The following is a 24493-nucleotide window of genomic DNA, read 5'->3' as shown; positions in this document are numbered from 1 at the left end:
CTGATTCCACTGTACTGTAAAAATGAAAAATCACATAATTATAAGTTCATATTAACATTTTTACTGGTTTATTATCCTACTAATTTTAAATTTAACGAAAATTGCATCATTTATATGGTGGCAGTATACTTATATCAATAAGTAATGTATTACAAGAAGTTAGTGTGAATTGCGAAAATATAACATCGCACGAAGATTAGAAATTATGTTCGATAAGGGAACAGAGATAGAATTTATTGAATTTAATATAGAAAGGGTTCTTGACCATCCACTTGACGGTAACGCATCTCTGAATAATCTAGTGGTAGACCAAAGTTGGGGCATACTAAACCGAAAGGAGTTGAGCGTTATGGCGGATAAGGAACAAGAAAAGAAGGAGCAAGAACGATTCACGCAAACCTTTGAACAAATTGAAATAATACACAATCCAAATACTAAGAAATCCAGCAATAAAGAATAGATAATTGAAACAACTGAACGAGAAACAACATATAATGAACAGTCTATCATAATTGATTCGAGTATCGCAGCAGTTTATATCAACTACGACATGATTCATTATTATGATCAGCAACAATCTTTTAGAAAACAGCCCAGGCATTATTGACTCCCATCCGTTTTTCGAATAAACTAAATTTAAAAGGAGGTGGGTTAGGTGAATATTACTGGTAGTGGCATAGCAAAATTCAAAGAATATCTTTGGATGCGTTATGCGATTTTTTCCGATGTTTCTTTACAAGGGATACGTATGTCCTTTTTTAAGACAACTTAACGGAAAAAACTATCAGTAGGAGACATCTACCCACAAACGGAATTATTATCAAAAAGGCGGTGGAGAATGACTCTCTAGCGTCTTTTTTATTTGGCTTAGTAGTGTCTCTTCTAAACGGAGGAAGAGAATAATGATAATATGCAGTATACAAAATGTCACACAAACAATTGCCGCGAACACAATCTTTGAAGAAATTTCATGTGAAATCAAGCAAGGTGACCGAATAGGATTGATTGGAAGAAATGGAGAAGGGAAGACAACTTTATTAGATTTAATAGCTAAAAACACGCAACCTGTTGAAGGCGCAATTACCTGGAAAAAAGATTCGACAGTGGGGCTTTTGAAACAAGTACCGCAAATTGCTGAAGATAGGAAAGTCGAAGCAATACTCTATGATGTTTTTGCGGCTATGGAAGAATTAAAACGACAAATGTCAAAATTGGAACGTGCTATGTCGGAGGAAACGGACCCAGATAAACTAACACGTCATATTGAGAAATATGGATCGTTACAGGAAAAATTCCAGCAGGATGGCGGTTATGAAATTGATTCGCAAATAAGAAGAATTATGAGTGGACTTAAAATAGATGACCTGGCTGAAAAAGAATGGCAGCAGCTTAGCGGCGGTGAGCGGACAAAAGTTGGTTTAGCACAATTACTATTAAAGTCACCTGACCTATTGCTATTGGATGAGCCAACGAATCACTTGGACCTCTCAGCGATTGAATGGCTAACTGATTTCATCAATAACTACCGTGGAACAATTATTATTGTTTCACATGATCGCTACTTTTTGGATGAAACGGTAACATCCATTTTGGAGATGGATCAAGGTGAACTGATTAAATATCATACCAATTATTCAAATTACGTAAAAGAACGGGAAGAGCGCTTACTTCAGGAATTTCAGCAATATGAGGATCAGCAAAAGAGAGTTAAAAAGATGAAAGAGACAATAAAAAGATTGAAAGAATGGGCTAATCAGGCTAACCCGCCTAATGCTGGATTACATCGCCGGGCAAAAAGTATGGAAAAAGCTTTAGCCCGAATCGAACTGATGAAAAAGCCTATTCTTGACCATAAAAAGATTGACCTTGATTTTCAATCGAATAAACGAAGTGGAAATGATGTTGTGTTCGTGGAAAGGGCTCGAAAAGCTTACGGTGAAAAGCAGTTATTTTCAAATATTAATATGCATGTCCGTTTTCAGGAGCGAGTCGCAATTATTGGTGAAAATGGTAGTGGAAAATCAACAATGCTGAAAATGATTTTAGGTACTGAAAGACTGGATGCGGGTGAGATGAAATTAGGCAGTAATTTGTCAGTAGGGTTCTTATCACAGCATATGTTTGAGATGGATGGTGAACGGTCCATAGTAGATGAATTCCGTGATCAGGTTCATGTTACAGAAGGTGATGCGCGAGGAATATTGGCGAAATATCTTTTTTATGGGAAAACAGTCTTTCAAAAAGTGAAAAGCTTAAGTGGCGGAGAAAAGATGCGACTTTGGTTGGCACAATTAGTTCACCAGAACCACAACCTGCTAATTCTGGATGAACCAACGAACCATTTAGATATCGAGTCAAAGGAAGTATTGGAGGAAGCTTTAGATCAATTTGATGGAACCATAATCGCTGTCTCTCATGATCGTTATTTTCTTGATAAGATTTTTTCAAAGACGTACTGGCTGGCTGAAGAAAGCCTCACGAAATACGAAGGGAATTATACCTTTGCGAGGGCAAAGCGACAAGCATAGTATTTTTTCCTGCGTATACCGTGTGATAAACTATACTTCATTACAGCATGAAAGGGAGTATATAAATGCAATATATTACACTAAACAATGGTAATCGCATGCCCCAACTTGGGTTTGGTGTGTGGCAGATACCCGATGAAGAAGCAACTCCAGCTGTATCGAAGGCACTTGAAGTCGGGTATCGATCCATTGATACGGCAAAAGTATATGAAAACGAAAGTGGAGTAGGTAAGGCACTAGCAGCTAGTTCTGTGTCGCGAGAAGATTTATTTATTACGACAAAGGTTTGGAATAGCGACCAGGGATACGACAATACATTAAAGGCATTTGATAAAAGTCTGGAAAAGCTGGGAATTGATTATGTTGATTTATACCTGATTCATTGGCCAACCCCGGAATTTGATGACTATGTCGAGACGTATAAGGCGATGGAAAAGCTTTATAATGATGGCCGAGCTAAAGCAATCGGTGTTTGTAATTTTAACATTGAACATCTCCAGCGTTTGTTAGATGAATGTGATGTAGTGCCAGCTGTGAATCAAGTGGAGTGCCACCCATATTTACAGCAAAATGAGCTAAAAGACTTCTGTGAAAAGCATAATATTTACTTAGAAGCTTGGAGCCCGCTAATGAATGGCGGGGAAGTTTTAAATAACGATGCAGTTAAGCAAATTGCGAATAAATATGATAAAACTTCAGCACAGGTAATTATTCGCTGGCACCTTCAATCTGATGCAATCGTCATTCCAAAATCAGTTACACCATCACGAATAGAAGAAAACTTTGATGTGTTTGATTTTGAATTAAGTGCAGATGATATGAATGAGATTGCTAAACTGGATCGTAATCAGCGAAAAGGTCCTGAACCAAGTGAAATGAATAAGCGGTAAGAAAGGAACAGACGTGGATTGAATCTGCGTCTGTTTTTTTAGTTTATTATCTAAAAATAGCGGGTAAGTTGCAATAATAGAATAGAAATTATATAATAATTGCAAACAATTTTTATATTAGGATATTAACTCCTAATCAATAACAATATACATTCGTTATATAAATGCAGGGAAGTTTCCCGGTGATGTCGGGAACTTAACAATATAGAAAACTTTTATGAAAAATACTTAATAGGGAGTGTTTAGAATGAAAGATCTATATCCTTCAAGAAAAAAGGACCAGCCGGAAATTTTGGAACGGAAGGACCCTGTGATTCACACAGATCGATCTCTTGATCATCATGCTCCTATTTCCAAACAACAACTTGATTCTTATGAAAAAAATGGGTTTTTGCAAATTGAGAATTTCTTCTCTGATGAAGAAGTTAAAGATATGCAGAAAGCCATTTTTGAATTGCAGGATTCTACTAAAAATGTCACGTCTGATAAAGTAATTCGAGAGCCGGAAAGTGATGATATTCGTTCCATTTTTCATGTTCATAAAGATGATAATTACTTTAAAGATGTCGCAAATGATCAGCGAATACTGGATATCGTTAACCATTTGTTGGGGAGTGAAGTTTATATTCATCAATCTCGCATTAATTACAAGCCAGGATTTAAGGGAAAAGAATTTGACTGGCATTCTGACTTTGAAACATGGCACGCAGAAGATGGTATGCCACGGATGAGAGCTGTCAGCTTATCAATTGCATTATCCGACAATTATACGTTTAACGGGCCTTTGATGCTTATACCAGGGTCCCAAAACTACTATGTTAGTTGTGTAGGGGAAACGCCCGATAATAATTATAAAGAATCACTGAAGAAACAAAAAGTCGGTGTGCCTGATGAGGATAGCCTGCGCTGGCTTGCTGAAAAAGGCGGAGGCATATCTGTGCCAACTGGAAAAGCAGGCTCGATCACGCTGTTTGAGAGTAATACGATGCATGGTTCAACAAGTAATATTACACCTTATCCGCGCAACAATTTATTCATGGTGTACAATAGTGTGGAAAATCGCTTGGTTGAGCCGTTCTCAGGAAATAAGAAACGTCCTGAGTATATAGCTGTACGAGATAGTGGTATTCCAGCAATGAGCTAAAATAATTAACATTAGCCGGGAAACTTTCCTGATTAATATGTTAGAAGAAAAGCAGTTGTCTTTTAAATAGAAGACATCTGCTTTTTTAGCAGTTAAGAAAGATACAACCTACAACGTTAAATTTTGGAGATAATTTAAGGTTTCTAAATTTGACTTTTTTCAATAAAAGTATAATTATTAGATTATAGAATTTTGTTCATCCATTTTTGAAAGGAGTGGTGTTATATGGCAATTGTAAATCTAATTTCAGTAAACCAGCACACACGTAGTAAAGTGGAGGGACAGTCCGTGTAATGTACGACTTTTCCTCCAATATTAAGGAGGAAATTTTTAATTGGAGAAGTTAAAACAAATTGGATGGGATGATACCATTCAGGATATTGCAAAAGAAAATCTTGCCCGTGTTATTACGGTGCAGAAAAATAGTTACCGGATTACTGACGGTGACATGGATTACTTCGCACATTTAAGTGGAAAATTTTTAAATCAGGCATATTCGCCACTTGATCTTCCAGCAGTCGGTGATTGGGTTGATGTGCAGAAGTTATCAGATGAACGTAAAGCAGTAATTAATCGTGTTCTGACACGAAAAAGTCAGTTTATCAGACAGGCTGCTGGTACAAAGACTGAGGCGCAAATCGTTGCTGCCAATATGGATACTGTTTTTATTGTTAACTCACTTAATCATGACTTGAATCTTCGACGGATTGAACGCTATATATTATCAACATATGAAAGTGGTGCGTCTCCTGTTGTTGTATTAACGAAGAAGGATGAATGCACTCGAGACGAAGTTCAGGATGTTATGATTCAAGTAGAAGAGATTGCGATTGGCGTGCCAATTGTAGCTGTTAGTAATGTGACACGAGAAGGTATTGATGAATTGATGGAGCATCTAGCACCACAACGGACTGCAGCATTGCTCGGTTCATCAGGTGTGGGTAAGTCCACATTGGTGAATACGTTATTGGAACAGGATATACAGGATACAAAAGGTGTTCGTGAAGCCGATAGCAAAGGTCGTCATACCACTACTCACCGTGAGATGTTCAGGCTGCCGAATGATGCTCAGTTAATTGATACACCGGGGATGCGTGAACTGCAGCTATGGGAAGGTGAATCAGCGATAGAAGCTACTTTTCAGGATGTTGAAGCATTTGAAAAAGAATGCAAATTTAATGATTGCCAGCATGATACAGAACCAGGCTGCCGTATTCGGGAAGCATTGAATAATGGTGAGTTGGATGAGGACCGCTATCAAAGTTACCTGAAACTGCAACGAGAACTTGCGTATGAAAAGAGAAAACAGGATCAAAAAGCAATGCTAGAAGAGAAAAGTAAATGGAAAAAAGTATCGAAACAGCAGCGGGAAAACTATAATTTCCGTAAAATGCGATAAAATAAGAGCGTTCTTCCTTGTCCTAACAAGGAAGGCGCTCTTTTTTATCCGTTAAGAAGGAAGTGCGCAGCCATCATCTACTATGAAAAAGGCAAACTAGAATATTTAACATTAGATGCAAAGTACTTTCATAAGAAATCCTTCTAACGTATGCCAATTTTTCAAAGGTTGACGTAATAATAAAGGTGATAAGCTTTAACCAAATACACGTTTAACCGCGTCAGTGAACTCATGAAAGTAAGCTGGTATCTCACTATCTTCTAATCCTGCACTCATATTTTCAGCAATTGATTCGTTATACCATTTCTGTTGATTATACCCGGCATTAAAATTCTCCCACAGTAAATCACCTTGGCGTGCATATTCTTTTTCGATAGAAAGTAAGTTATCTAATTTGTCGGCAACAATTAGATATTTCACTTCTTTTTCGGCATATTTTACTGTGTTGATTGTATGCTGTTTACGCTCCTGCCATGATTTCGATTTATCCTCTGTATGAGCAGATACAAGATGTGCAACCCTAGGGCCGAAAACTGATTCAATATCCTCGATTTCATATGGGGTATCTTCGACGACATCATGTAAATATCCAGCACAAACCACTTCATCACTAAAGCCGGAGTATTCCAATCTTTCAGCGACACGAATTGGATGTGTAATATATAATGCATCTGAACTTTTTCGTTTCTGTCCCTCATGTGCTTTTTCAGCAAAGGCCTTTGCTTGTTGTTTCATGTGTTTTCCTCCTCCCTATATTGCAGAGTAATTCCTAAATGCTATTGTTATATAACTGTACTATCTAATTCGTTATTTTGCTATGTTTTGGTAAGAATTTTGGTAGATTGTATTATAAGTTTCTTCCAATCTAATAACCAAGCAAGTATACTTAATAACAGACTATATAGATGTTTATATAGAAGATTATTAGATTAAAAGAAGTGGTTAATTCGGTTAGTCGTTTTAATTAGTATGATTTTAGAAAGAAGGATATAGATGAAAAATGACCAATCTATTGCAATATATTTTTGGCTGCTTCTTGTACCTTTGTTTTGGGGAGGAGCTTTTGTAGCAGCTGAGCATATTATTACGGAAATACCTCCTGTTACGGCGGCTGCTTTTCGGTTTGGGTCAGCCGGTATTTTATTACTAGTATTTGTTTTGGCACGAAAAAAACTGGATTTCACAGCCATTAAAAAGCAATGGCTCTCCATTTTGTTAATGGCTATTACAGGTATTTTTGGCTATAATTTTTTCTTTTTCACAGCGTTAGATATTACTTCTGCAATCAATGGGTCACTCATTGTAGCAACAACGCCTGTTCTTCTAACATTTGGAGCTGTTCTTTTTTTGGGTGAAGTTTGGAATAAACAACTTGGGTTTGGTCTTATATTATCACTATTAGGAGTTGTAGTTGTAATCTCGAAAGGATCAACAGATACACTGCTGAATCTGGAGTTTAATCTAGGTGACCTGTTATTTATTGGCGGGTTAATATGCTGGGTTAGTCATGGACTGTTAGGTAAAGTGGCAATGCGTGATGTTTCCCCTGTTGTAACGACGACTTTAACAACATTAATTGGTTCTGTATTTCTTGCAATCTTCTCTATCCCAGAAAAGGGCTGGGACAATATCTTTTCCATGTCTACTCAAGGCTGGGGAGAAATGTTGTTTATGATTATTTGCTCTTCTGTCGCAGGTTTCTTATTATGGAATCATGGGATTAAGCAAATTGGAGCAAGCAAAGCGAGTATTTATATGAATTTAGTGCCAATTAATACTGCTTTGTTAGCAGTATGGCTTTATGCTTCTCGAATTACATGGCCGCAAATTATTGGTATGATAATGGTAATAACAGGTGTTTATTTTGTAACATTTCATCAATATTTAAAGAACAAACGTGTACGCCAAAAAATGGCTCGTTTTGAAAATAAATCAGTAAATAATTAGAGTTGGGATGTGTAAAGATGGAGGAAGGAATTAACAAGCGTAAAACAGAACATATTCGCCATTGCTTAACAGGTAATGTAGAAGGGGTGAACAAATCAACTGGATTGGAAGGGATATCATTTATACATAATGCATTACCTGAGATAAACTTTGATGATATAAATTTGTCTGCCACCTTTTTAGATAAGCAATTAAAGGCACCTTTTCTAGTTAGTTCAATGACTGGCGGGTCTGAACTTGCAACTAAGATTAATCAAAACCTGGCTGTGGCAGCAGAAGAAAAAGGGTGGGCAGTTGGGCTCGGTTCAACTCGTGCATTTTTGGAAAGTGATGCACATAAGGATTCTTTTTTGATTCGTAGACAAGCATCCACTGTACCGTTAATAGCAAATATTGGTGCAGTACAGCTGAATTATGGATATGGTGCCGAAGATTGTCAGCGAATTGTAGATTTGACTGGTGCGGATTCAATCTACTTACATCTTAATCCATTACAGGAAGCAGTTCAGGATGAGGGAGACTTGAATTTCGAAAATTTGCTGTCCAAAATAGAGAAAGTATGTACCGCATTGGATGTTCCTGTAGGTGTAAAAGAAGTCGGGTTTGGTATTGATGGAACTGTAGCAAAAAAGTTGTATGATGCAGGAATTTCGTATATCGATGTTGCCGGTGCAGGCGGTACTTCTTGGAGTCAGGTTGAAAAACTTCGTTCAAAAGATCCGTTGAAAAAAGCGGCAGCCGAGGCGTTTAATAACTGGGGAATACCAACGAAAGATTGTATTGTTTCCGTAAGAGATGCCTTGCCTGATGCTTCAATTGTGTCAAGTGGAGGTATGAAGACTGGTGTGGATGCAGCCAAGGCACTGACGATTGGAGCAGATATAGTAGGGTTTGCCCGTAAATTACTGCAGGCTGCAACTGAATCAGACGAAGCCGTTATTCAGACAATGGATCAGATTGAGCTTGAACTGAAAATGACGATGCTAGGTGTTGGAGCAAAAACGATTACTGATTTAAAAAATACGAAGCGAGTCACGATTATGGGACAATCGTTGCTCGACGATTAATAAATTAGCTGTTTGCCATCGTGGCAAACAGCTTTTTTCAGGTTTAGACTGTTTTTTGTTTTTTCTAATCAAGGCTTTTAATAAGTAGTTGATATCCACTACGTTATGACTCTATTACTTTAATTAAGCGATGATAAAAACAGCCTAAGTTAAGGAGCATGGGTTTAAGGAGCTTAGTAAAGGGTACACTACTTAAAAAAATTGAGGAGGATTGTCAATGCCTTGGACATTAAACGATTATCCGTCGTCGATGAAGAATTTAAATCATGTAACAAAAAAGAAGGCGATTGATATTGCTAATTCAATGATTGATGAAGGTTACGAAGAGGGACAGGCAATTCCAATAGCAATGGAACAAGCAAAAGAATGGCGGCAAAATGCACACCAGGACGAAATTGATTCGTATGAGAAATATGGTAAAACAATAGAACGTTCAGAAGAAGGAAAAAAGTATGAAAGCAATCCTGAACGGTTGGAAGAAGCAGAGCATGTTGTAGCACATAATAATGGTTGGGCCGTGAAATCAAGTAATGCCCAACGAGCAAGTGATGTTTTTGATAATAAAAATGATGCTATCGAACGTGCTCGTGAAATTGCCAAGAATAAAGGGACATCTTTAAAAATATACAAACAGGATGGTTCTATTCAGGAAAACCATTCATATTAGGAAGCTGATTAGGAAGCTGAAAGTGGCTGGGACTTATCAAAAACTTTCCACTTCAAAATCAGCAAAATAAATCCGAACTAATTCGAATTCTGTTTCAAGAGTTTTGAATCATAGTTCGGATTTTATTTTAACTAAAACACTTTCGTCTCAGCCACTTTTTATTAATAAAAAATAAATATATCCAAATACTAAGGGAAAAAGGAGGGCGTTTTCAAATGGATGAAGAGCTACATGAAAGTAAAGATAATAAGACAATACCAATGACTTCAATTACAAGTGGGTCGGGGCAAGAAGTTTTAAATGATCTGTATTATTATACAGATCAAATTGTGAACATAAGTTTTATAGGCTTTCCAAATGAAGGGGATTGGGTACTTGTTGATGCAGGACTGCCAAAAGCAGCAGCTGAGATACGCTCCGTTGTAGTGGATCGCTTTGGAAGAGATAGCACGCCATCTGCGGTTATCCTGACTCATGGACACTTTGATCATGTAGGAGGATTGCTTGAATTAGTTGAAGAATGGGAGGTGCCGGTTTACGCACATGAACTGGAACTTCCTTATTTAACTGGAGAAAAAAGCTATCCAAAGCCAGATTCAACAGTTGAAGGAGGGTTTTTGGCTAAAATTTCCGGGATGTATCCCAATGAACCGATTAATATTGGAAATGCAGTTCAAGCCTTGCCCCAAGATAATAGTGTACCAGGACTGGATGACTGGAAATGGATACATACACCTGGTCACTCACCGGGACATGTATCATTTTACCGAGAAAACGATTCATTACTTCTATCAGGTGATGCTTTTATAACCGTTAGACAAGATTCATTTTATAATGTCTTGATGCAAACTGTAGAAGTTAATGGGCCGCCTAGGTATCTAACAACAGACTGGCAGGCGGCAAAAGAGTCGGTAGAAAAGCTTGAAGCATTGCAGCCGGAAATCGTAGTACCTGGTCATGGATCAGTTATGAAAGGCGAGGAACTAAAGCAAGGGTTAACAAAACTTGTTCAAACGTTTGATCAATCAGCAATACCGGATTATGGGCGGTTTGTAGACGGCGATAAAAAGCATTAAATAAATATAAGCACAACATTTACTGTAAAGGATTAAGCTATGCTACAATAATTACAGAAATGAGGTGTTTTCCATGAAGATAGAAGTATGGTCAGATTTTGTATGCCCATTTTGCTATATTGGTAAACGTAGGTTGGAAATGGCATTGGAGAAGTTTTCACATAATGATAAGGTAACTTTAGAATATAAAAGCTATGAATTGGATCCTAATGCAGAAAAGAACCCTGAAAAGAATATTCATGAATTATTAGCCGGCAAGTATGGAATGAGTGTAGAGAAAGCAAAAAATTCAAATGAAGAGCTGGGTAAACAAGCAGCTGAAATAGGGTTAACGTATAATTTTGATACGATGCAGCATACAAACACATTTGATGCGCACCGTGTTGCGAAATATGCTGATGAGAATGGTAAAGGAAAAGAAATGACAGAACGACTGTTAAAAGCATATTTTACTGAATCTAAGCTTATTAGTGATCATGCTACATTAATTGAACTTGCGGGTGAAGTTGGGTTAAGTAAGGATGAAGTCACAAAGTTGTTAAAAGTCGATGATTATGCAATTCATGTTCGTGCAGACGAAGAACAGGCAAGACAGATAGGCGTTCAAGGTGTTCCGTTTTTTGTATTTAACGAGAAATATTCTGTGTCTGGTGCACAGCCATCAGAAGTGTTCTCAGAAGTCCTCGAAAAAGTCTGGGAGGAAGAAAACGAGAGACCAGTGTTACAAACATTAAACCCTAAGAAATCAAAGACTACTTACTGTACAGACGAAGGTTGCGAAGTAGAGGATGAAGACTAGGGGAATACTGAACTCAGCTCTTAATTTTTTCTGAAATTAATTACGGCAGAATTATGTAAAAAATATAAGCTAACGTAACTGAAATGTTAATTAAGGGCATAAATGCTTATGTGGCAAGCCTGGAGGATAATTAACCATATTTTTAGGTATTTGCTTTTACCCTGCCAAATATGTTTGAATGTAGGAACAATGAAATGAAATGAGGGAACTATCAATGAAAAAATTTATAATGTTTATAATGGCATTGAGTTTAGCCACTATTTTAGCAGCATGTGGCGGTGATGGCTCTGAGGAAAGTGAAGATAGCAAAGATAAAGAAGGAAATGGAAAACAAACAGAAGAACAAGCAGGACAAGCCGGACAAGCGTCAAGCGAGCCAGTTGAAATTACAGATGAAGAAAAAGTTAAGAAGGATAAAGTTGTAACAGAAATAAATGGCGAAGAAATTAAAGGTCAAACATACAATGCAACGTACGCACAAACGAAAGTAATGATGCAACAATATGGACAAGATGTTAGTGACAAGAAAAAATTAAAAGAACAAACTCTAAATGCTATTGTACAACAAGAATTATTGAAACAAGATGCAGAAAAGAATGGAATTGAAGTATCAGATAAAGAAGTACAGTCTCAGTTTGAGGAGGCTAAATCAAGTAATAAGGAACAATTTGAATCAGTATTAAAACAGTATCATTTAACAGAAGAAACCTATAAAGACCAATTAGATTTTGAACTTACAGTACAGAAATATAAAGAACAACAACTAGAAGATACAAAAGTAACTGATAAAGAAGTGCAAGATTACTACGATAAATTAAAAGAGCAACAAGCGAATGCTTCGGAAGAACAACAACAAGAATTGCCTAAGTTGGAAGACTTAGAAAAACAAATTAAACAACAATTGAAACAGCAAAAAGAACAGGAAAAGCTGCAAGCTAAAGTACAAGAGCTTCAAAAACAAGCAGAAATCAAGCATATGATCTAAATAGAGAAAGAGACTGAGACAAAAGTGTTTTAGTCAAAGTAAAATCCGAACTATGATTCGAAATTCTTGAGAAAGAATTCGAAGTAGTTCGGATTTATTTTGCAGTTAAGAAAGCATAACTTCTTTCTTACTGCATAAGTGCAACTAAGCATTCACCAAAAGGCTTGGTGAATGTCTAGTTTACTAATGTTGCTAATTAGATATAAACTGCGAAGTAACTGCAGGAATAAAATCTATAAACTCTCGTCCCGCAATCCGGGGTTCGCTACGGGCGGATGCTTTCCGCGGGCACGACCTCAGCCTCCTCGAGAAGACCACTCTGCGGGGTCTTCGGAACGTGCTATTCCCGCAGGAGTCACCGCCCTCCGCTCACCCGGACTACTGTAGTGCTGTCACAAATTTATTCTATAGCGATTCAGCGGAGGAAAAACACGTAGACTCCTGTGGGAGCTGAGGCCTAGATGAGACTACGCAGCGACGTAGGAGCAAGGAGGCTCATCAGCCGCCCTAGGTGCGCGAAGTGTATTTCCGGAGCGCCATCATAGCACTCAAAATTTTTAAAAAGTGCTTCAAAGTTTATATCATCTACGTAACAGATCCAATAATTGAAAAAGAACGTTCTATACATCCTATCTTGTTATTATTCGGCTTTAAAGTGGAAAGTATTAGTTATGTCCCGACCTTTACTTTTCTTTGGACATTATCAAGTCCAGCGTTTGTAACAAAGCCTGCATATTTTCATCTGTACCAATTGTTATTCGCAGGTAGTTTTCAATTCCTGCTTTATTAAAATGTCTTACTAGAATGTTTTGTTTTTTCAGTTCTGTATACAATGTTTCTGCATGGTAATTATAGTGACTTACAAAAATAAAATTTGTACTTGATGGAAGTACATAGAATCCTCGTTTTTTCATCTCTGCAGTGATCCATTCCCGTGTATTGATAATTTTATGGGTTGTATCTTTAAAATGTTCACTATCCCTAATAGCTGATTCTGCGCCTGCAATAGCAAGACGATCTATTGTATATGAATTAAAGGAGTCTTTGATACGTGTTAATGCTTGAATCAAATTTGGATTCCCTAATGCAAACCCAACACGTAAGCCTGCAAGTGAACGTGATTTAGACATTGTTTGAACAACGAGCAAGTTATCATATGTGTTGATTAGAGAAACTGCAGAACCTGGAGCAAAGTCTATATATGCTTCATCAACAATTACGACCTGATCTGGATTATTATCCAGAATATCTTTTATCGTTTCCAATTCCATGTATAAACTAGTTGGAGCATTTGGATTGGGAAAAATAACGCCGCCTTCTGATTGGAAAAACGCCTCGGATGGAATACTGAAATCACGATTAAGAGGTATTTCTTCATAGGGAACGTTAAAAAGTTTAGCATACACCGGGTAAAAGCTATACGTGATAGCAGGAAAACGGATTTTTTGCCCACTTTCGAAAAAAGCCATAAACGAAAAGGCTAGTACTTCATCTGATCCGTTTCCAATGAAAACATTGCTTGATTCAAGATTATAATATGCACCGATTGCCTCACGGAGTTGATCTGCACTCGGTGATGGGTATAAGTGTAATTTGCGTTCAAGTTCTGCTTTAATGGCATCCACTACGTTTGGGGATGGAGGATAGGGATTTTCATTTGTATTTAACTTCAGTAAATTGGGAATATCAAGCTGCTCGCCGGGTACATATGGCACTGTGCGCTTAACTGCTTCACTCCAGAATTTACTCATTTTTATTACCCTCTTTTGTAATGTGGCGTCCATAGAGTTCGTTTTTTATATCCTCGACTGTTACATCTAACAGTTCCATTAAAACGAGTGTATGATAGGTTAAATCAGCAATTTCCCATGTTACTTCCTGCTTATCATGATTCTTCGCGCCTATTATTACTTCACTTGCTTCTTCACCTACCTTTTTGAGAACTTTATCTATCCCTTCTGTGAATAAGTAAGTTGTATAGGAACCATCTACCGGCTGCTGTTTTCGTTCACTTACTTTTTTAGCTAACTGGTGTATTACGTTTCTAGTTTGTATTTCATCAGAGAAGAGAGTTTGAAAAAAGCAAGTATCATTGCCTGTATGACATGCCGGTCCAGTGGGATTAACTTGAACTAATAGGCTATCTGCATCACAATCATAGCTGATGTTTTTGACGATTTGTTTGTTTCCGGATGTTTCTCCTTTATTCCAAAGCTGCTGCCGTTTGCGGCTGAAGAACCATGTTTCACCTGTCTGCAGTGTTTTATTTAGTGAGGTTTCATTCATATACGCAAGTGTCAGCACTTCACCTGTTTTAAAATTTTGTATAATTGCTGGGATAAGCCCATTTTCGTCAAAAGAAAGCTGGTTTATATTCGTTTCCATTAGATTTCCCTCCTTACAATGATATTGCTGACTGCAAGATATTCTTTTAAATCCGGTATTTGTATTTCACTATAATGGAATACCGATGCTGCTAGGGCAGCATCGGCACCACCTTTTTGAAGTACATTAGCAAAATGCTCTTTAGTTCCTGCACCGCCACTTGCAATAATTGGGATATTTACTTTATCTGCGATTGCTCTGGTTAGCTCCAGGTTATATCCGTTCTTTTCTCCATCAACATCAATTGCGTTGATGACAATCTCTCCGGCCCCAAGCTGTTCCCCTTTAATTGCCCATTCGATTGCGTCCATCTCGGTATTTGTTCGTCCGCCGTTTATATATACCTGCCAGGTGTTTTCGCTTACCGCTTTAGCGTCAATGGAAAGTACGACACATTGACTGCCAAATTTTAAAGCAGCGTCTTTTATTAACTGAGGGTTTTTAATTGCTGCACTGTTTATTGATACTTTGTCAGCCCCGGCTCTTAGTGTTTGATGAATATCAGATATAGTCCTTATACCTCCACCTACAGAAAAAGGTATAGCTATTTCTGCTGCAACATTTTCAACTACATCAAGGAAGATGTTGCGGTTTTCATTGGACGCAGTTATATCGTAAAAGACAAGTTCATCAGCGCCAGCTTGATTATATTTTTTAGCTAAGTCTACCGGGTCATCAACATCCTGGATATTTTGAAATTTACGCCCTTTAACAACACGTCCTTTATCAACATCGAGGCAAGGAACAATTCGTTTAGCCAGCATTATTTTCACCGTCCAATAGCGATTCAAAGGTTACCGTTCCGTCATATAATGCTTTTCCAATAATAGCACCATAGAGGTTCATCGACTTTAACCGATCGATGTCCTGCTTTGTGGAAACACCACCAGAAGCAATCAGGTTAATTGAAGTAGTATCTTTTAATTGCTGCAGTTCAGCAAAGTTTGGTCCTTTTAGCATGCCATCCTTTAAAATATCAGTATATATAATTGTTTTTACACCTAACTGCTCTAACTCTTTAACAAGGTCAGTTGCTTTTACACTGCTTGTTTCCGTCCAGCCATCAGTGGCTACATATCCATTTCTTGCATCAATCGATACGGCAATTTGGTCTCCGTGATCACGAATAGACTGTTGCAGGAATTCTTTATCATTAATTGCTGCTGTACCAACAATAACTCGTTCAACTCCTGCTTCTAAATAGTCTTTAATTTTATGTGAAGAACGAATTCCACCACCAACTTGAATAGGGATTGTTGTTTGTTGGGCAATGGCTTTGATGGAATCTATATTGCTTGATTCACCTGTTTTAGCTCCATCAAGATCCACGATATGAAGATAGGTAGCTTGTTTGTCCTGCCATTGCTTTGCTGCTTCAACTGGAGAATCATGATAAATCTTTTCTTGATTATAGTCTCCTTGGATTAGGCGAACACATTTGCCATTTCTAATATCGATAGCTGGAAATAGAATCATGAAATCATCTCCCCGAAGTTTTGTAATAGCTGTAACCCAACTTCACCACTCTTTTCAGGGTGAAATTGCATGCCGATAATATTTTCTTTTTGTACCACTGCAGGGATAAGACCACCATAATCAGCACTACTTACAAGGTCTTCCTGCTGATAAGAGCCAACTGCATAGGAGTGAACAAAATAAACATAGGCATCTTCTTTAATGTTATTTAATAATGGGGTTTTATGTTGGTGTGATAAGGTATTCCAGCCCATGTGCGGCACTTTTACTGAATCAGTAATTCGTTTTACGTCACCGTGCAGGAGTCCAATTCCTTGCCAATCTCCATCTTCATAGCTTCGCTCATAGAAAAGTTGCATACCTAAACAGATTCCAAGCAATGGTTTGCCAGAAGATGCCTCTTGTTGAATAGTACGAATTAAATCTAATTCACCAAGCGCTTCGATTGCATCTTTAAATGCGCCAACACCAGGAAGTATGATTGCTGTGGCATTTTTAATTGTTTGTTTATCAGTCGTTAAACAGGAATCCAGGTTTAGCTTTGTTAGGGCGAACTGCAGGCTTTTAATATTACCAGCCCCGTAGTCTATTAATGCGATCATAGATAATATCTCCTTTATAGTGCGTGTTTAAAAAAGGAGGATAAAAAGGACCAAGAAGTTCGAGGCAGCGTAGCTTTGAGTAGCGGAACGTATGCTATTAATACGTGAGCAACGGAAAAGCAAGCTAACGAAGAAATTCGATGTGTCATTTTTACCGGACTTTTTAAACAACCTTTATAGGGTTCCTTTTGTCGATGGGATCCCTTTTATGCGAGGGTTCTCTTGGCTTGCTTGGTCTAATGCACGTCCAAATCCTTTAAAAATAGATTCGATAATATGATGCGTGTTTGTTCCGTATGCCAGATTGATATGAAGGGTAAGCTTGGCATTGCTTGCAAACGCCTGAAAGAATTCTTCAACTAGCTCTGTGTCAAAATTGCCAACTTTATCTTTTAAACCATAAACATTATATACAAGGTAGGGACGTCCACTAATATCTACCGAAATCGTAGAAAGTGCTTCGTCCATTGGAACCGTTTTGGTGGCGTAACGAGTTATTCCTTCTTTATTGCCAAGTCCTTCATTAAATGCTTGCCCTAAAGCAATTCCAATATCCTCTACAGTGTGATGCTGATCAACATCTAAATCGCCTTCACACGACAAATCAAGATTAAATAATCCATGCTTTGTCATTAGAACTAACATGTGGTCTAGAAATCCTACTCCAGAATTGATTGACGACTTACCTGTACCATCTATTGAGAAATCCAGTGCAATCGATGTTTCTGAAGTCGCGCGTTTAATAGAATGTCTACGCATTATGATTATCCTTTCTTATTTGAATTGAATTAGCATGTGCTGATAACCCTTCAGCGTTTGCTAAGGTTGTTATATGTCTAGAAGCATCTAGTAACGAATCCCTTGAGTAACGGATAACACTTGATTTTTTCACGAAATCGTACACACCAAGCGGAGAAGAAAAAGCAGCTGTTCCACTTGTTGGCAGGGTATGATTTGGTCCGGCAAAATAATCTCCTAACGGTTCAGGCGAGAAGTTTCCTAGAAAAATAGCTCCTGCATTCTTGATATATGCTACTTTCTCGGTCGCGTTTTCTATCATAAGCTGTAAATGTTCTGGCGCAATCTCATTAATTAAGTTGAATGCTTCCTGAATATTTCCCGCAACTATGATTCTGCCATTTTGTGTGAGTGCTTTTTCAATAATATCTTTACGGTCAAGTGTAGCTGTTTGTTGGTTAATTTCTCGTTGAATTTCTGTGGCTAATGATTTGCTTGTTGTAATGCAAATTGAACTGGATTGTTCATCATGCTCCGCTTGTGAGAGTAAATCTGCTGCAACGTAATCAGCTGGAGCTGATTCATCTGCAACAACACATATTTCACTTGGCCCGGCTATCATATCGATAGCAACATCACCATATACCCATTTTTTCGCCCGTGCCACAAAAGCATTACCTGGGCCAACTATTTTGGCAACCTTTTCTATACTTGAAGTTCCGTACGCCAGTGCAGCTATTGCCTGCGCACCGCCTAATTTATAAACTTCGTCAACACCGACTGCCTCTGCTGCTGCAAGTACCTCTGGGCTGATTTTTCCGTTTGCATCTGGTGGTGTAGTGATAACGATTTTTTCCACGCCGGCAAGCTTAGCTGGGATGACGTTCATTAAGACTGTAGAAGGATAGGAAGCCTTACCTCCTGGGACATAAACGCCAACTTTTTCTAATGGAGTGACTTTCTGTCCGAGCATGATACCTTCAGCATTATCAGTAAACCAGGAATATTCTTTTTGTACTTCATGAAAAGCAGTAATGTTAGTTTTTGCTGCTTCTAGTGCCGATCTGAATTCGTCAGTGATCATGCCATTAGCCTCAATGAATTCATCCTTCGTTACGGCTAACTGCTTTAGTTTTATACCATCGAATTGTTCAGTAAAACGATACAATGCCTCATTCCCATCTTTTTTAACCTGCTTAATAATCTCTAGGACGGTTTCATCAATGTTATTTTCATCTGTTTGGGAATAAGTTTCACTTTTTTTCTCTTGCCTAAATTGCTCGGGTGTTATCTGCATCATCAAATATCACTCCATAACCGATTTTAGTTTATTAATAAGTTCGTGTATTAAAGCAGATTTCGTAGTGAAACTTGCTTTATTGACGATTAACCTTGTGCTGATGTCCTCAATTTCATCGATGATTTTCAATCCATTTTCATTGATGGTGGTTCCAGTTTCTACGATATCAACAATAATATCAGCTAAACCAATAAGTGGGGCTAGTTCAACTGATCCATTTAATTTAATTGTTTCAATTGGGATCCCCTTTTGCTGGAAATGACTCTTAGCCACTGTTGGGTATTTAGATGCGATAGTTAGTTTCTGCGTGCTTTCCAAAGATGTTTCAGGCTTTCCAGCGACAACAAATTGACATCTGCCTAACTTTAAATCTAGTATTTCGTAAATATCTGCTTGTGATTCCAATATATTGTCTTTTCCGACAACCCCAATATCAGCAGCCCCTTTTTCTACATAAGTTGGGACATCAACTGCTTTAACAAAAATTAACTTAACAGTTTGATCGGTATTGTAAAAAACCAGCTTACGGCTTTTCGTATGAAAGTCAGGGAAATCGATACCAGCATTATTAAGTAATTCAATCGTACTTTCCGCTGTTCTGCCTTTTGCTAATGCTAATGTTACATATTCCATTTAATTATCCCTCATTCCTTCTTGAAGCAGCAGTTCTAACTCATTATAGTTTGTAAATGGAGTTTTTCGGTTTTTGTCGATTACTAGATTTTCTTCAGTTTGAAAATAAGCAATATATTTAGCGCCGGAGTCATCAATATTACGGTTATCATCCATTGTATAAGTGATAATGCGATAGCCTGCCTCACGCAGTGTATTAGCAGCAAGTAACGCATCTTTTTGCCTGGAATCTTCGTAACATATAATCATATCTATAGATGGTGTGTCATTTGCTATCAGATTTTTCCGTGTCATAGAATATAAAAGGTTATCAACTTCACAGGCGAATCCAATCGCTGGTATGGAAGTATCAAAATGTTCGGCCAGCTGATCATATCTTCCACCCATTAATACTGGTTTGCCGAAGCTTGCCACAAATCCTTGAAAAATCACCCCTGAATAGTAGTTCATATTGTTGATTAATCCAAGGTCAAATATGACTGAGTCATCTACACCATATGCCTTGAGTACATCGTAAATATCACTGAGGTTTTTAATCTTCTGTTGCATTTTTTCATTTAATGCAATTTTGCCAGCACGTTTAATTACATCCTCTGGATCACCATATAGAAGGGGTATTTCTTGAACAGCTTCACAAAGTTTTTTATCAATGGACAATCTTTCAAGGAATGGTCCAATTTCAGTAAGGTTCTTTGATTGAATTAATCCTTTCAACTGATCTAATTCACTCTGCGATAATGCTAGTTGATTTACGAGTTCCTTAAAATATCCTGCATGTCCAACCTCTAGTTTAAATGATTCAAATCCTAAGTCTTTTAACGTATGAATTGCTAAAGCAATAACTTCTGCATCGTTTTCAGGTGTGCTTTCACCAAAACTTTCAATACCTGCCTGTGTTGTTTCTTTGTTGTCTGCTTGCTCGGCTGATTGACGAAACACATCCAGCACGTAGAAAAATCTTGATCCTTGTGAGAGTGGTTGTTTATTGGATGCAATCATTCTCGTAATTGGAATTGTTACATCAGGACGCAATACTAATACTTTTCCGGAAGAATCAATTACTTTAAGCATTTCATCTTTATTTATGGTACCGGCCATCGTCGAATATAAATCGTAAAATTCAAATGTAGTTGTCCGTACTTGTTTATATCCATAAGTGCTAAAGCGATTTTTTAATATTGATATCAGATTATCCCGTATTTGAAAATCTTCAACACTAGTATCTTTTGTACTTTCGAATAAATATTGATCCATTAAAAGTAGTCACCTTCCATTCACTTTATCACTTTATCGCTTTACTTAATTAAAGTTATATATTATTCTAATTAGTAATAGATAAAATGTCAACTGTAAGGGGAGTTATTGAGTATGTTTGATTATCATGTTCACAGTGATTTTTCGGCTGATAGCACGACACCAATGGAAAAAACGATTGAAAAGGCAATCGAATTAGGGCTAGAAGAAATTTGTTTTACGGACCATATTGACTATGACTATCCAGATGATTCGATTGTATTTTATTTTGACCTGGAACAATATGATGAAAAAATAAAAGAATTGAAAGCTGTTTATGCTGATTCTATTTCTATTAAAAAGGGAGTAGAAATTGGAATACAGCCACATCTTGTAAAAAGGTACAATGATTTACTTGCCGATAGAATGTTTGATTTTATTATTTGCTCAATGCATACTTCCGAGCAAAAGGACCTGCATTCAGGCAGATTTTTTAATAATAGATCAGTAGATGATTCATACCTTGCGTATTATGAGGATCTGTTGTATTGTGTTAAAAACTTTAATCAATATAACGTACTAGGGCATATTGACTTAGTGAAGCGATATGCTAAACAGAACAGCACACATGATTTTCATGACATATTGCAGCAAATTTTTAAGGAGATAGTATCAAAGGGTAAAGGTATTGAATTGAATACATCCGGGATTCGATATGGTTTAAAAAATGGAATGCCTAGCTCCGATATTCTAAGGCTTTATAAGGAGTGTGGTGGTGAAATCCTGACTTTAGGATCGGACTCACATGTAGAATCCACACTGGCATATGACTTTAAGGAATCACTTGATATGCTTAAGGGACTGGGTTTTAACTATATTGCAACATTTAATAATGGTGTACCAGTATTTCATAATATAACGAAGCTCTAATATCATTAGTACAGAAATTGTCATAGTTTTTATGAAAGGTAGGAGGTATAATAGTATTTTGGATGCTATAATGGTTATATAAAAAAATATCACTTTTAGCTGGTGTAAAACATATGAAACAACTTACGAAACTTCTATTAATTATTGCGGGGTCAATATCATTGGCTTTAGGACTATTGGGGATTATTCTTCCCTTACTGCCTACCACACCATTATTACTCTTGGCTGCTGCATGTTATGTAAGAAGCTCCAACCGATTATATGAATGGTTAATTACTAATAGATATTTTGGTTCGTATATTGAGAATTACCGATTAGGAAAAGGGATTCCATTAAAGGCGAAAATAATAGGTGTTTCTGTTCTATGGTTATCGATGGGATATACTATCTTGTTTGTTATTCCATTAATTATAGTTAAATTATTATTAGCTTGTATCGCCATGTTTTTTTCGTGGTTTATTTTAAAACAGAAAACATTGCATAAGACAGAAAGAAGTTAGTATGTTAGTGGGGTCAGTTTTTTGAATAAGAAACATATTATAAGTGTAGTGTCACTATTCGCGATATTAATAAGTATAATACTCGTGATTTATATACCAAAAGAGACAAAATCAGAACAGAATATAGGAAATCCAACGGTATTCGTTCACGGCTACAAGGGTACCTTTAATTCATTTGGCAATATGCTGAACAGGTTTGAATACAGGTATGGCTGGGGTAATAAAGTATTGGTCTACCGCGTTTCGCCTCAGGGAAGAATAAATGTTGCCAACCTCAGCAAAGGAAAGACAGAGCCTGCTTTTGTGCAAGTGATTTTTGAAAATAGCCGCGCAAGCTTCATGGATACTTCGAGTTGGCTTTCATCTGTACTTTCACATATGAAGGAAACGTATCAAATTGGTACTGTTAATCTGGTTGGACATTCTATGGGTGGACTTGTTGCATTGAAGTTTATTGAAGAATATCAGGATCAAAAGCTTTATCCGCGTGTTGCAAAGTTAGTCACGGTTGGAAGTCCTTTTGATGGCGTATATAGTAAACAATACTTCCAGGTCCATCGTGATGCAGCAGCTGCTGATTTAAAACCTGATTCTGTTGCATTGCAAACGATACGTAAGAAAAAGCATACTATACCAGGAGGACTTAATGTCTTAAACATTGGTAGTACTGGGGATCTTGTTGCAATGCCAGAAAGTGTGCAATCATTACGAAGTATTGTAAGGAAAGATCAATTGCAGGTTAAAATGATTGAGGATGATATGCTTGGCCATAGCGAGATGCATGAAGACACTCGTGTTGATAAATTAATTCATTCATTTCTTCAGTCTAAGGGTGCAACACAATAATTTATTATTAAAGGAATGGTTTTAGTGGTAAATGATCATCATACGTACGAAAAATTAACAACAATTGCATCAGAGAAAAATGTGATGGTTAATGAACACTTGAAAAATCATACGTATACCCGCCTTGGCGGGAAGGCTGATTTTTTTGTGACACCAGAAACATATGAACAAGTGAAGCAAATTGTAAAGTTATCCATAAAGGATGATATTCCTTTTACACTGCTCGGAAACGGATCAAACCTAATAGTAAAAGATGGTGGAATTCGTGGTATTGTATTGAATTTAAAGCAGTTAACATCGATTGAAACAACGGGGACAACAATTGTTGCTCAAAGTGGTGCTAGGATTATTGATGTATCCAGGGAAGCATTATCAAAAAGGTTAACAGGGCTTGAGTTTGCATGTGGAATTCCAGGTTCGGTTGGTGGTGCTTTGTTTATGAATGCAGGTGCTTATGGTGGAGAGATTAAGGATGTATTGGAAAGTGCCATAGTAGTTGATCGCAATGGTGATTTATATACGTTGTCTGCACATGACCTGGACCTAGAATATCGCTCAAGCAATATTCCAGAAAAAGGATATATTGTATTAGAGGCAACTTTTTCTATGAAGGATGGTACCTATGAGGAAATTAAGGCCATAATGGATGACCTTACCTTCAAACGTGAATCCAAACAGCCGTTAGAGTACCCGTCATGTGGGAGTGTGTTCAAACGTCCGCCTGGGTATTTCGCAGGGAAGCTGATTCAGGATAGCGGCCTCCAAGGAAAGGAAATTGGCGGAGCCCAAGTTTCATTGAAGCATGCAGGTTTTATTGTGAATAAAAATGGTGCTTCTGCTGAAGAATATATTGGTTTAATTCACTTTGTTCAGGACACAGTTAAAGATAAATTTGGTGTCAATCTTGAGCGGGAAGTTAAAATAATCGGTGAGGATTAAATTGAGTTAAAGAGTGCTGTGACTGCTATTAAGTGGTCACAGTTTTTTATTTTGAAATGCTTTGTTCGTAAGTTTTATTGCTTATTAATCTTAGCAGTAGAAATAAACTGCGACATAGTGAAGGTTTTCTTGCACCTCTCCGGTACCAATGCAACATCTGCTCAAGCTAGCACTATCGTAGTCTTACTAGCCCATGGCTCACTTATCAAGGTTATGAGAGCACGAACACTGTTGAAATTGCATGAAATGTGTCTTCATCAAGGTTATGAGAGCACGAACACTGTTTAAATAACGTGAAATGTGTCTTCATCAAGGTTATGAGAGCACGAACACTGTTTAAATAGCGTGAAATGTGTCTTCATCGAGGTTATGAGAGCACGAACGCTGTTTAAATTGCATGAAACGTGTC

26 protein-coding genes are annotated in these 24493 nt (G+C 37.4%); 16 read left to right on the top strand and 10 right to left on the bottom strand.

Translation table 11 applies throughout. The features are described 5' to 3' along the window. Nucleotides 1-169: 169 nt before the first annotated feature. The 6 genes from J2Z82_RS07110 to rsgA all read left to right on the top strand — a co-directional run bounded on the left by J2Z82_RS07110 (nt 170) and on the right by rsgA (nt 5961). A complete protein-coding gene (locus J2Z82_RS07110) occupies nt 170-460 on the top strand; it encodes a hypothetical protein (protein WP_209480092.1) in 291 nt (96 codons plus the stop codon). A 195-nt stretch (nt 461-655) separates the two neighbouring features. After that, a complete protein-coding gene (locus J2Z82_RS19570; RefSeq protein ID WP_342453607.1) occupies nt 656-772 on the top strand; it encodes an RAxF-45 family protein in 117 nt (38 codons plus the stop codon). Between the two features lie 130 nt (nt 773-902). After that, nucleotides 903-2528 (top strand): ribosomal protection-like ABC-F family protein, encoded by a 1626-nt coding sequence (abc-f, locus tag J2Z82_RS07105; RefSeq protein WP_209480091.1) that lies wholly within the window; start codon nt 903-905, stop codon nt 2526-2528. Nucleotides 2529-2593: 65 nt separating this feature from the next. Next, nucleotides 2594-3418: an aldo/keto reductase gene (locus J2Z82_RS07100; protein WP_209480090.1), complete on the top strand. Its 825-nt coding sequence runs from the start codon at nt 2594-2596 to the stop codon at nt 3416-3418. A gap of 247 nt (nt 3419-3665) precedes the next feature. Then, nucleotides 3666-4562 (top strand): ectoine hydroxylase, encoded by an 897-nt coding sequence (gene thpD, locus J2Z82_RS07095; RefSeq protein WP_209480089.1) that lies wholly within the window; start codon nt 3666-3668, stop codon nt 4560-4562. 334 nt (nt 4563-4896) lie between these two features. Then, nucleotides 4897-5961 carry a ribosome small subunit-dependent GTPase A gene (rsgA, locus tag J2Z82_RS07090; protein ID WP_209480088.1) on the top strand — a complete coding sequence of 355 codons (1065 nt, stop codon included), beginning with the start codon at nt 4897-4899 and terminating at the stop codon, nt 5959-5961. A 195-nt stretch (nt 5962-6156) separates the two neighbouring features. Here the strand turns inward: rsgA and J2Z82_RS07085 are convergent, their stop codons facing one another. Further along, a complete protein-coding gene (locus J2Z82_RS07085) occupies nt 6157-6696 on the bottom strand; it encodes an HD domain-containing protein (protein WP_209480087.1) in 540 nt (179 codons plus the stop codon). Nucleotides 6697-6954: 258 nt separating this feature from the next. On the opposite strand from J2Z82_RS07085, the gene J2Z82_RS07080 reads away from it, so the two are divergent. The 6 genes from J2Z82_RS07080 to J2Z82_RS07055 all read left to right on the top strand — a co-directional run bounded on the left by J2Z82_RS07080 (nt 6955) and on the right by J2Z82_RS07055 (nt 12502). Further along, nucleotides 6955-7908, top strand: a complete 954-nt coding sequence (locus J2Z82_RS07080) for a DMT family transporter (protein WP_209480086.1) — start codon at nt 6955-6957, stop codon at nt 7906-7908. Nucleotides 7909-7925: 17 nt separating this feature from the next. Beyond that, nucleotides 7926-8975 carry a type 2 isopentenyl-diphosphate Delta-isomerase gene (fni, locus tag J2Z82_RS07075; protein ID WP_209480085.1) on the top strand — a complete coding sequence of 350 codons (1050 nt, stop codon included), beginning with the start codon at nt 7926-7928 and terminating at the stop codon, nt 8973-8975. Nucleotides 8976-9192: 217 nt separating this feature from the next. Continuing rightward, on the top strand, nt 9193-9642 hold the full coding sequence (locus tag J2Z82_RS07070; RefSeq protein ID WP_209480084.1) for a DUF2188 domain-containing protein: 450 nt from the start codon (nt 9193-9195) through the stop codon (nt 9640-9642). 215 nt (nt 9643-9857) lie between these two features. Beyond that, a complete protein-coding gene (locus J2Z82_RS07065) occupies nt 9858-10718 on the top strand; it encodes an MBL fold metallo-hydrolase (protein WP_209480083.1) in 861 nt (286 codons plus the stop codon). A 73-nt stretch (nt 10719-10791) separates the two neighbouring features. Continuing rightward, complete coding sequence (locus tag J2Z82_RS07060) at nt 10792-11517, top strand: DsbA family oxidoreductase (RefSeq protein ID WP_209480082.1); 726 nt, start codon at nt 10792-10794, stop codon at nt 11515-11517. 214 nt (nt 11518-11731) lie between these two features. Then, nucleotides 11732-12502 carry a SurA N-terminal domain-containing protein gene (locus J2Z82_RS07055; protein WP_209480081.1) on the top strand — a complete coding sequence of 257 codons (771 nt, stop codon included), beginning with the start codon at nt 11732-11734 and terminating at the stop codon, nt 12500-12502. A 683-nt stretch (nt 12503-13185) separates the two neighbouring features. On the opposite strand, the gene hisC is transcribed toward J2Z82_RS07055, so the two are convergent. From hisC to hisZ, 9 genes are all read right to left on the bottom strand, one after another. After that, nucleotides 13186-14253 (bottom strand): histidinol-phosphate transaminase, encoded by a 1068-nt coding sequence (gene hisC / locus J2Z82_RS07050; RefSeq protein ID WP_209480080.1) that lies wholly within the window; start codon nt 14251-14253, stop codon nt 13186-13188. After that, on the bottom strand, nt 14246-14887 hold the full coding sequence (gene hisIE, locus J2Z82_RS07045; protein WP_209480079.1) for a bifunctional phosphoribosyl-AMP cyclohydrolase/phosphoribosyl-ATP diphosphatase HisIE: 642 nt from the start codon (nt 14885-14887) through the stop codon (nt 14246-14248). Before hisIE ends, hisC begins: the two co-directional genes overlap by 8 nt. Further along, on the bottom strand, nt 14887-15651 hold the full coding sequence (hisF, locus tag J2Z82_RS07040) for an imidazole glycerol phosphate synthase subunit HisF (RefSeq protein WP_209480170.1): 765 nt from the start codon (nt 15649-15651) through the stop codon (nt 14887-14889). Before hisF ends, hisIE begins: the two co-directional genes overlap by 1 nt. After that, nucleotides 15641-16363: a 1-(5-phosphoribosyl)-5-[(5-phosphoribosylamino)methylideneamino]imidazole-4-carboxamide isomerase gene (gene hisA / locus J2Z82_RS07035; protein ID WP_209480078.1), complete on the bottom strand. Its 723-nt coding sequence runs from the start codon at nt 16361-16363 to the stop codon at nt 15641-15643. Before hisA ends, hisF begins: the two co-directional genes overlap by 11 nt. After that, the gene (gene hisH / locus J2Z82_RS07030; protein ID WP_209480077.1) at nt 16360-16965 is read right to left on the bottom strand and encodes an imidazole glycerol phosphate synthase subunit HisH; all 606 of its coding nucleotides are present in this window, start codon (nt 16963-16965) and stop codon (nt 16360-16362) included. The genes hisA and hisH overlap by 4 nt, the downstream gene beginning before the upstream one ends. Before the next feature lie 174 nt (nt 16966-17139). Continuing rightward, nucleotides 17140-17724, bottom strand: coding sequence for an imidazoleglycerol-phosphate dehydratase HisB (gene hisB / locus J2Z82_RS07025; RefSeq protein ID WP_209480076.1), 585 nt, complete (start codon nt 17722-17724; stop codon nt 17140-17142). Beyond that, a complete protein-coding gene (hisD, locus tag J2Z82_RS07020; RefSeq protein ID WP_245251208.1) occupies nt 17717-19000 on the bottom strand; it encodes a histidinol dehydrogenase in 1284 nt (427 codons plus the stop codon). The genes hisB and hisD overlap by 8 nt, the downstream gene beginning before the upstream one ends. A gap of 9 nt (nt 19001-19009) precedes the next feature. After that, the gene (gene hisG, locus J2Z82_RS07015) at nt 19010-19636 is read right to left on the bottom strand and encodes an ATP phosphoribosyltransferase (RefSeq protein ID WP_209480074.1); all 627 of its coding nucleotides are present in this window, start codon (nt 19634-19636) and stop codon (nt 19010-19012) included. Beyond that, the gene (gene hisZ, locus J2Z82_RS07010) at nt 19637-20890 is read right to left on the bottom strand and encodes an ATP phosphoribosyltransferase regulatory subunit (protein ID WP_209480073.1); all 1254 of its coding nucleotides are present in this window, start codon (nt 20888-20890) and stop codon (nt 19637-19639) included. 114 nt (nt 20891-21004) lie between these two features. On the opposite strand from hisZ, the gene J2Z82_RS07005 reads away from it, so the two are divergent. From J2Z82_RS07005 to murB, 4 genes are all read left to right on the top strand, one after another. Further along, entirely contained in the window at nt 21005-21799 is a 795-nt protein-coding gene (locus J2Z82_RS07005) for a histidinol-phosphatase HisJ family protein (protein ID WP_209480072.1), read from the top strand. A 113-nt stretch (nt 21800-21912) separates the two neighbouring features. Beyond that, nucleotides 21913-22299, top strand: coding sequence for a YbaN family protein (locus J2Z82_RS07000; RefSeq protein WP_209480071.1), 387 nt, complete (start codon nt 21913-21915; stop codon nt 22297-22299). A gap of 21 nt (nt 22300-22320) precedes the next feature. Beyond that, nucleotides 22321-23145, top strand: coding sequence for an alpha/beta fold hydrolase (locus J2Z82_RS06995; RefSeq protein ID WP_209480070.1), 825 nt, complete (start codon nt 22321-22323; stop codon nt 23143-23145). Nucleotides 23146-23160: 15 nt separating this feature from the next. Next, entirely contained in the window at nt 23161-24084 is a 924-nt protein-coding gene (gene murB / locus J2Z82_RS06990; protein ID WP_209480069.1) for a UDP-N-acetylmuramate dehydrogenase, read from the top strand. Nucleotides 24085-24493: the final 409 nt, after the last annotated feature.

The sequence above is a fragment of the Virgibacillus litoralis genome, assembly GCF_017873675.1.
Lineage (GTDB): Bacteria > Bacillota > Bacilli > Bacillales > Amphibacillaceae > Lentibacillus > Lentibacillus litoralis.
Note: the sequence above shows the minus strand (reverse complement) of the source record. Positions and strands in the feature narration are given on the sequence as shown.

Excerpts from the sequence above, each read along its gene's own strand:
- abc-f (WP_209480091.1), top strand. The coding sequence starts at position 903 with ATGATAATATGCAGTATACAAAATGTCACACAAACAATTGCCGCGAAC.
- J2Z82_RS07100 (WP_209480090.1), top strand. The coding sequence starts at position 2,594 with ATGCAATATATTACACTAAACAATGGTAATCGCATGCCCCAACTTGGG.
- thpD (WP_209480089.1), top strand. The coding sequence starts at position 3,666 with ATGAAAGATCTATATCCTTCAAGAAAAAAGGACCAGCCGGAAATTTTG.
- J2Z82_RS07085 (WP_209480087.1), bottom strand. The coding sequence starts at position 6,696 with ATGAAACAACAAGCAAAGGCCTTTGCTGAAAAAGCACATGAGGGACAG.
- J2Z82_RS07080 (WP_209480086.1), top strand. The coding sequence starts at position 6,955 with ATGAAAAATGACCAATCTATTGCAATATATTTTTGGCTGCTTCTTGTA.
- fni (WP_209480085.1), top strand. The coding sequence starts at position 7,926 with ATGGAGGAAGGAATTAACAAGCGTAAAACAGAACATATTCGCCATTGC.
- J2Z82_RS07070 (WP_209480084.1), top strand. The coding sequence starts at position 9,193 with ATGCCTTGGACATTAAACGATTATCCGTCGTCGATGAAGAATTTAAAT.
- J2Z82_RS07065 (WP_209480083.1), top strand. The coding sequence starts at position 9,858 with ATGGATGAAGAGCTACATGAAAGTAAAGATAATAAGACAATACCAATG.
- J2Z82_RS07060 (WP_209480082.1), top strand. The coding sequence starts at position 10,792 with ATGAAGATAGAAGTATGGTCAGATTTTGTATGCCCATTTTGCTATATT.
- J2Z82_RS07055 (WP_209480081.1), top strand. The coding sequence starts at position 11,732 with ATGAAAAAATTTATAATGTTTATAATGGCATTGAGTTTAGCCACTATT.
- hisC (WP_209480080.1), bottom strand. The coding sequence starts at position 14,253 with ATGAGTAAATTCTGGAGTGAAGCAGTTAAGCGCACAGTGCCATATGTA.
- hisIE (WP_209480079.1), bottom strand. The coding sequence starts at position 14,887 with ATGGAAACGAATATAAACCAGCTTTCTTTTGACGAAAATGGGCTTATC.
- hisF (WP_209480170.1), bottom strand. The coding sequence starts at position 15,651 with ATGCTGGCTAAACGAATTGTTCCTTGCCTCGATGTTGATAAAGGACGT.
- hisA (WP_209480078.1), bottom strand. The coding sequence starts at position 16,363 with ATGATTCTATTTCCAGCTATCGATATTAGAAATGGCAAATGTGTTCGC.
- hisH (WP_209480077.1), bottom strand. The coding sequence starts at position 16,965 with ATGATCGCATTAATAGACTACGGGGCTGGTAATATTAAAAGCCTGCAG.
- hisB (WP_209480076.1), bottom strand. The coding sequence starts at position 17,724 with ATGCGTAGACATTCTATTAAACGCGCGACTTCAGAAACATCGATTGCA.
- hisD (WP_245251208.1), bottom strand. The coding sequence starts at position 19,000 with ATGCAGATAACACCCGAGCAATTTAGGCAAGAGAAAAAAAGTGAAACT.
- hisG (WP_209480074.1), bottom strand. The coding sequence starts at position 19,636 with ATGGAATATGTAACATTAGCATTAGCAAAAGGCAGAACAGCGGAAAGT.
- hisZ (WP_209480073.1), bottom strand. The coding sequence starts at position 20,890 with ATGGATCAATATTTATTCGAAAGTACAAAAGATACTAGTGTTGAAGAT.
- J2Z82_RS07005 (WP_209480072.1), top strand. The coding sequence starts at position 21,005 with ATGTTTGATTATCATGTTCACAGTGATTTTTCGGCTGATAGCACGACA.
- J2Z82_RS07000 (WP_209480071.1), top strand. The coding sequence starts at position 21,913 with ATGAAACAACTTACGAAACTTCTATTAATTATTGCGGGGTCAATATCA.
- murB (WP_209480069.1), top strand. The coding sequence starts at position 23,161 with ATGGTTTTAGTGGTAAATGATCATCATACGTACGAAAAATTAACAACA.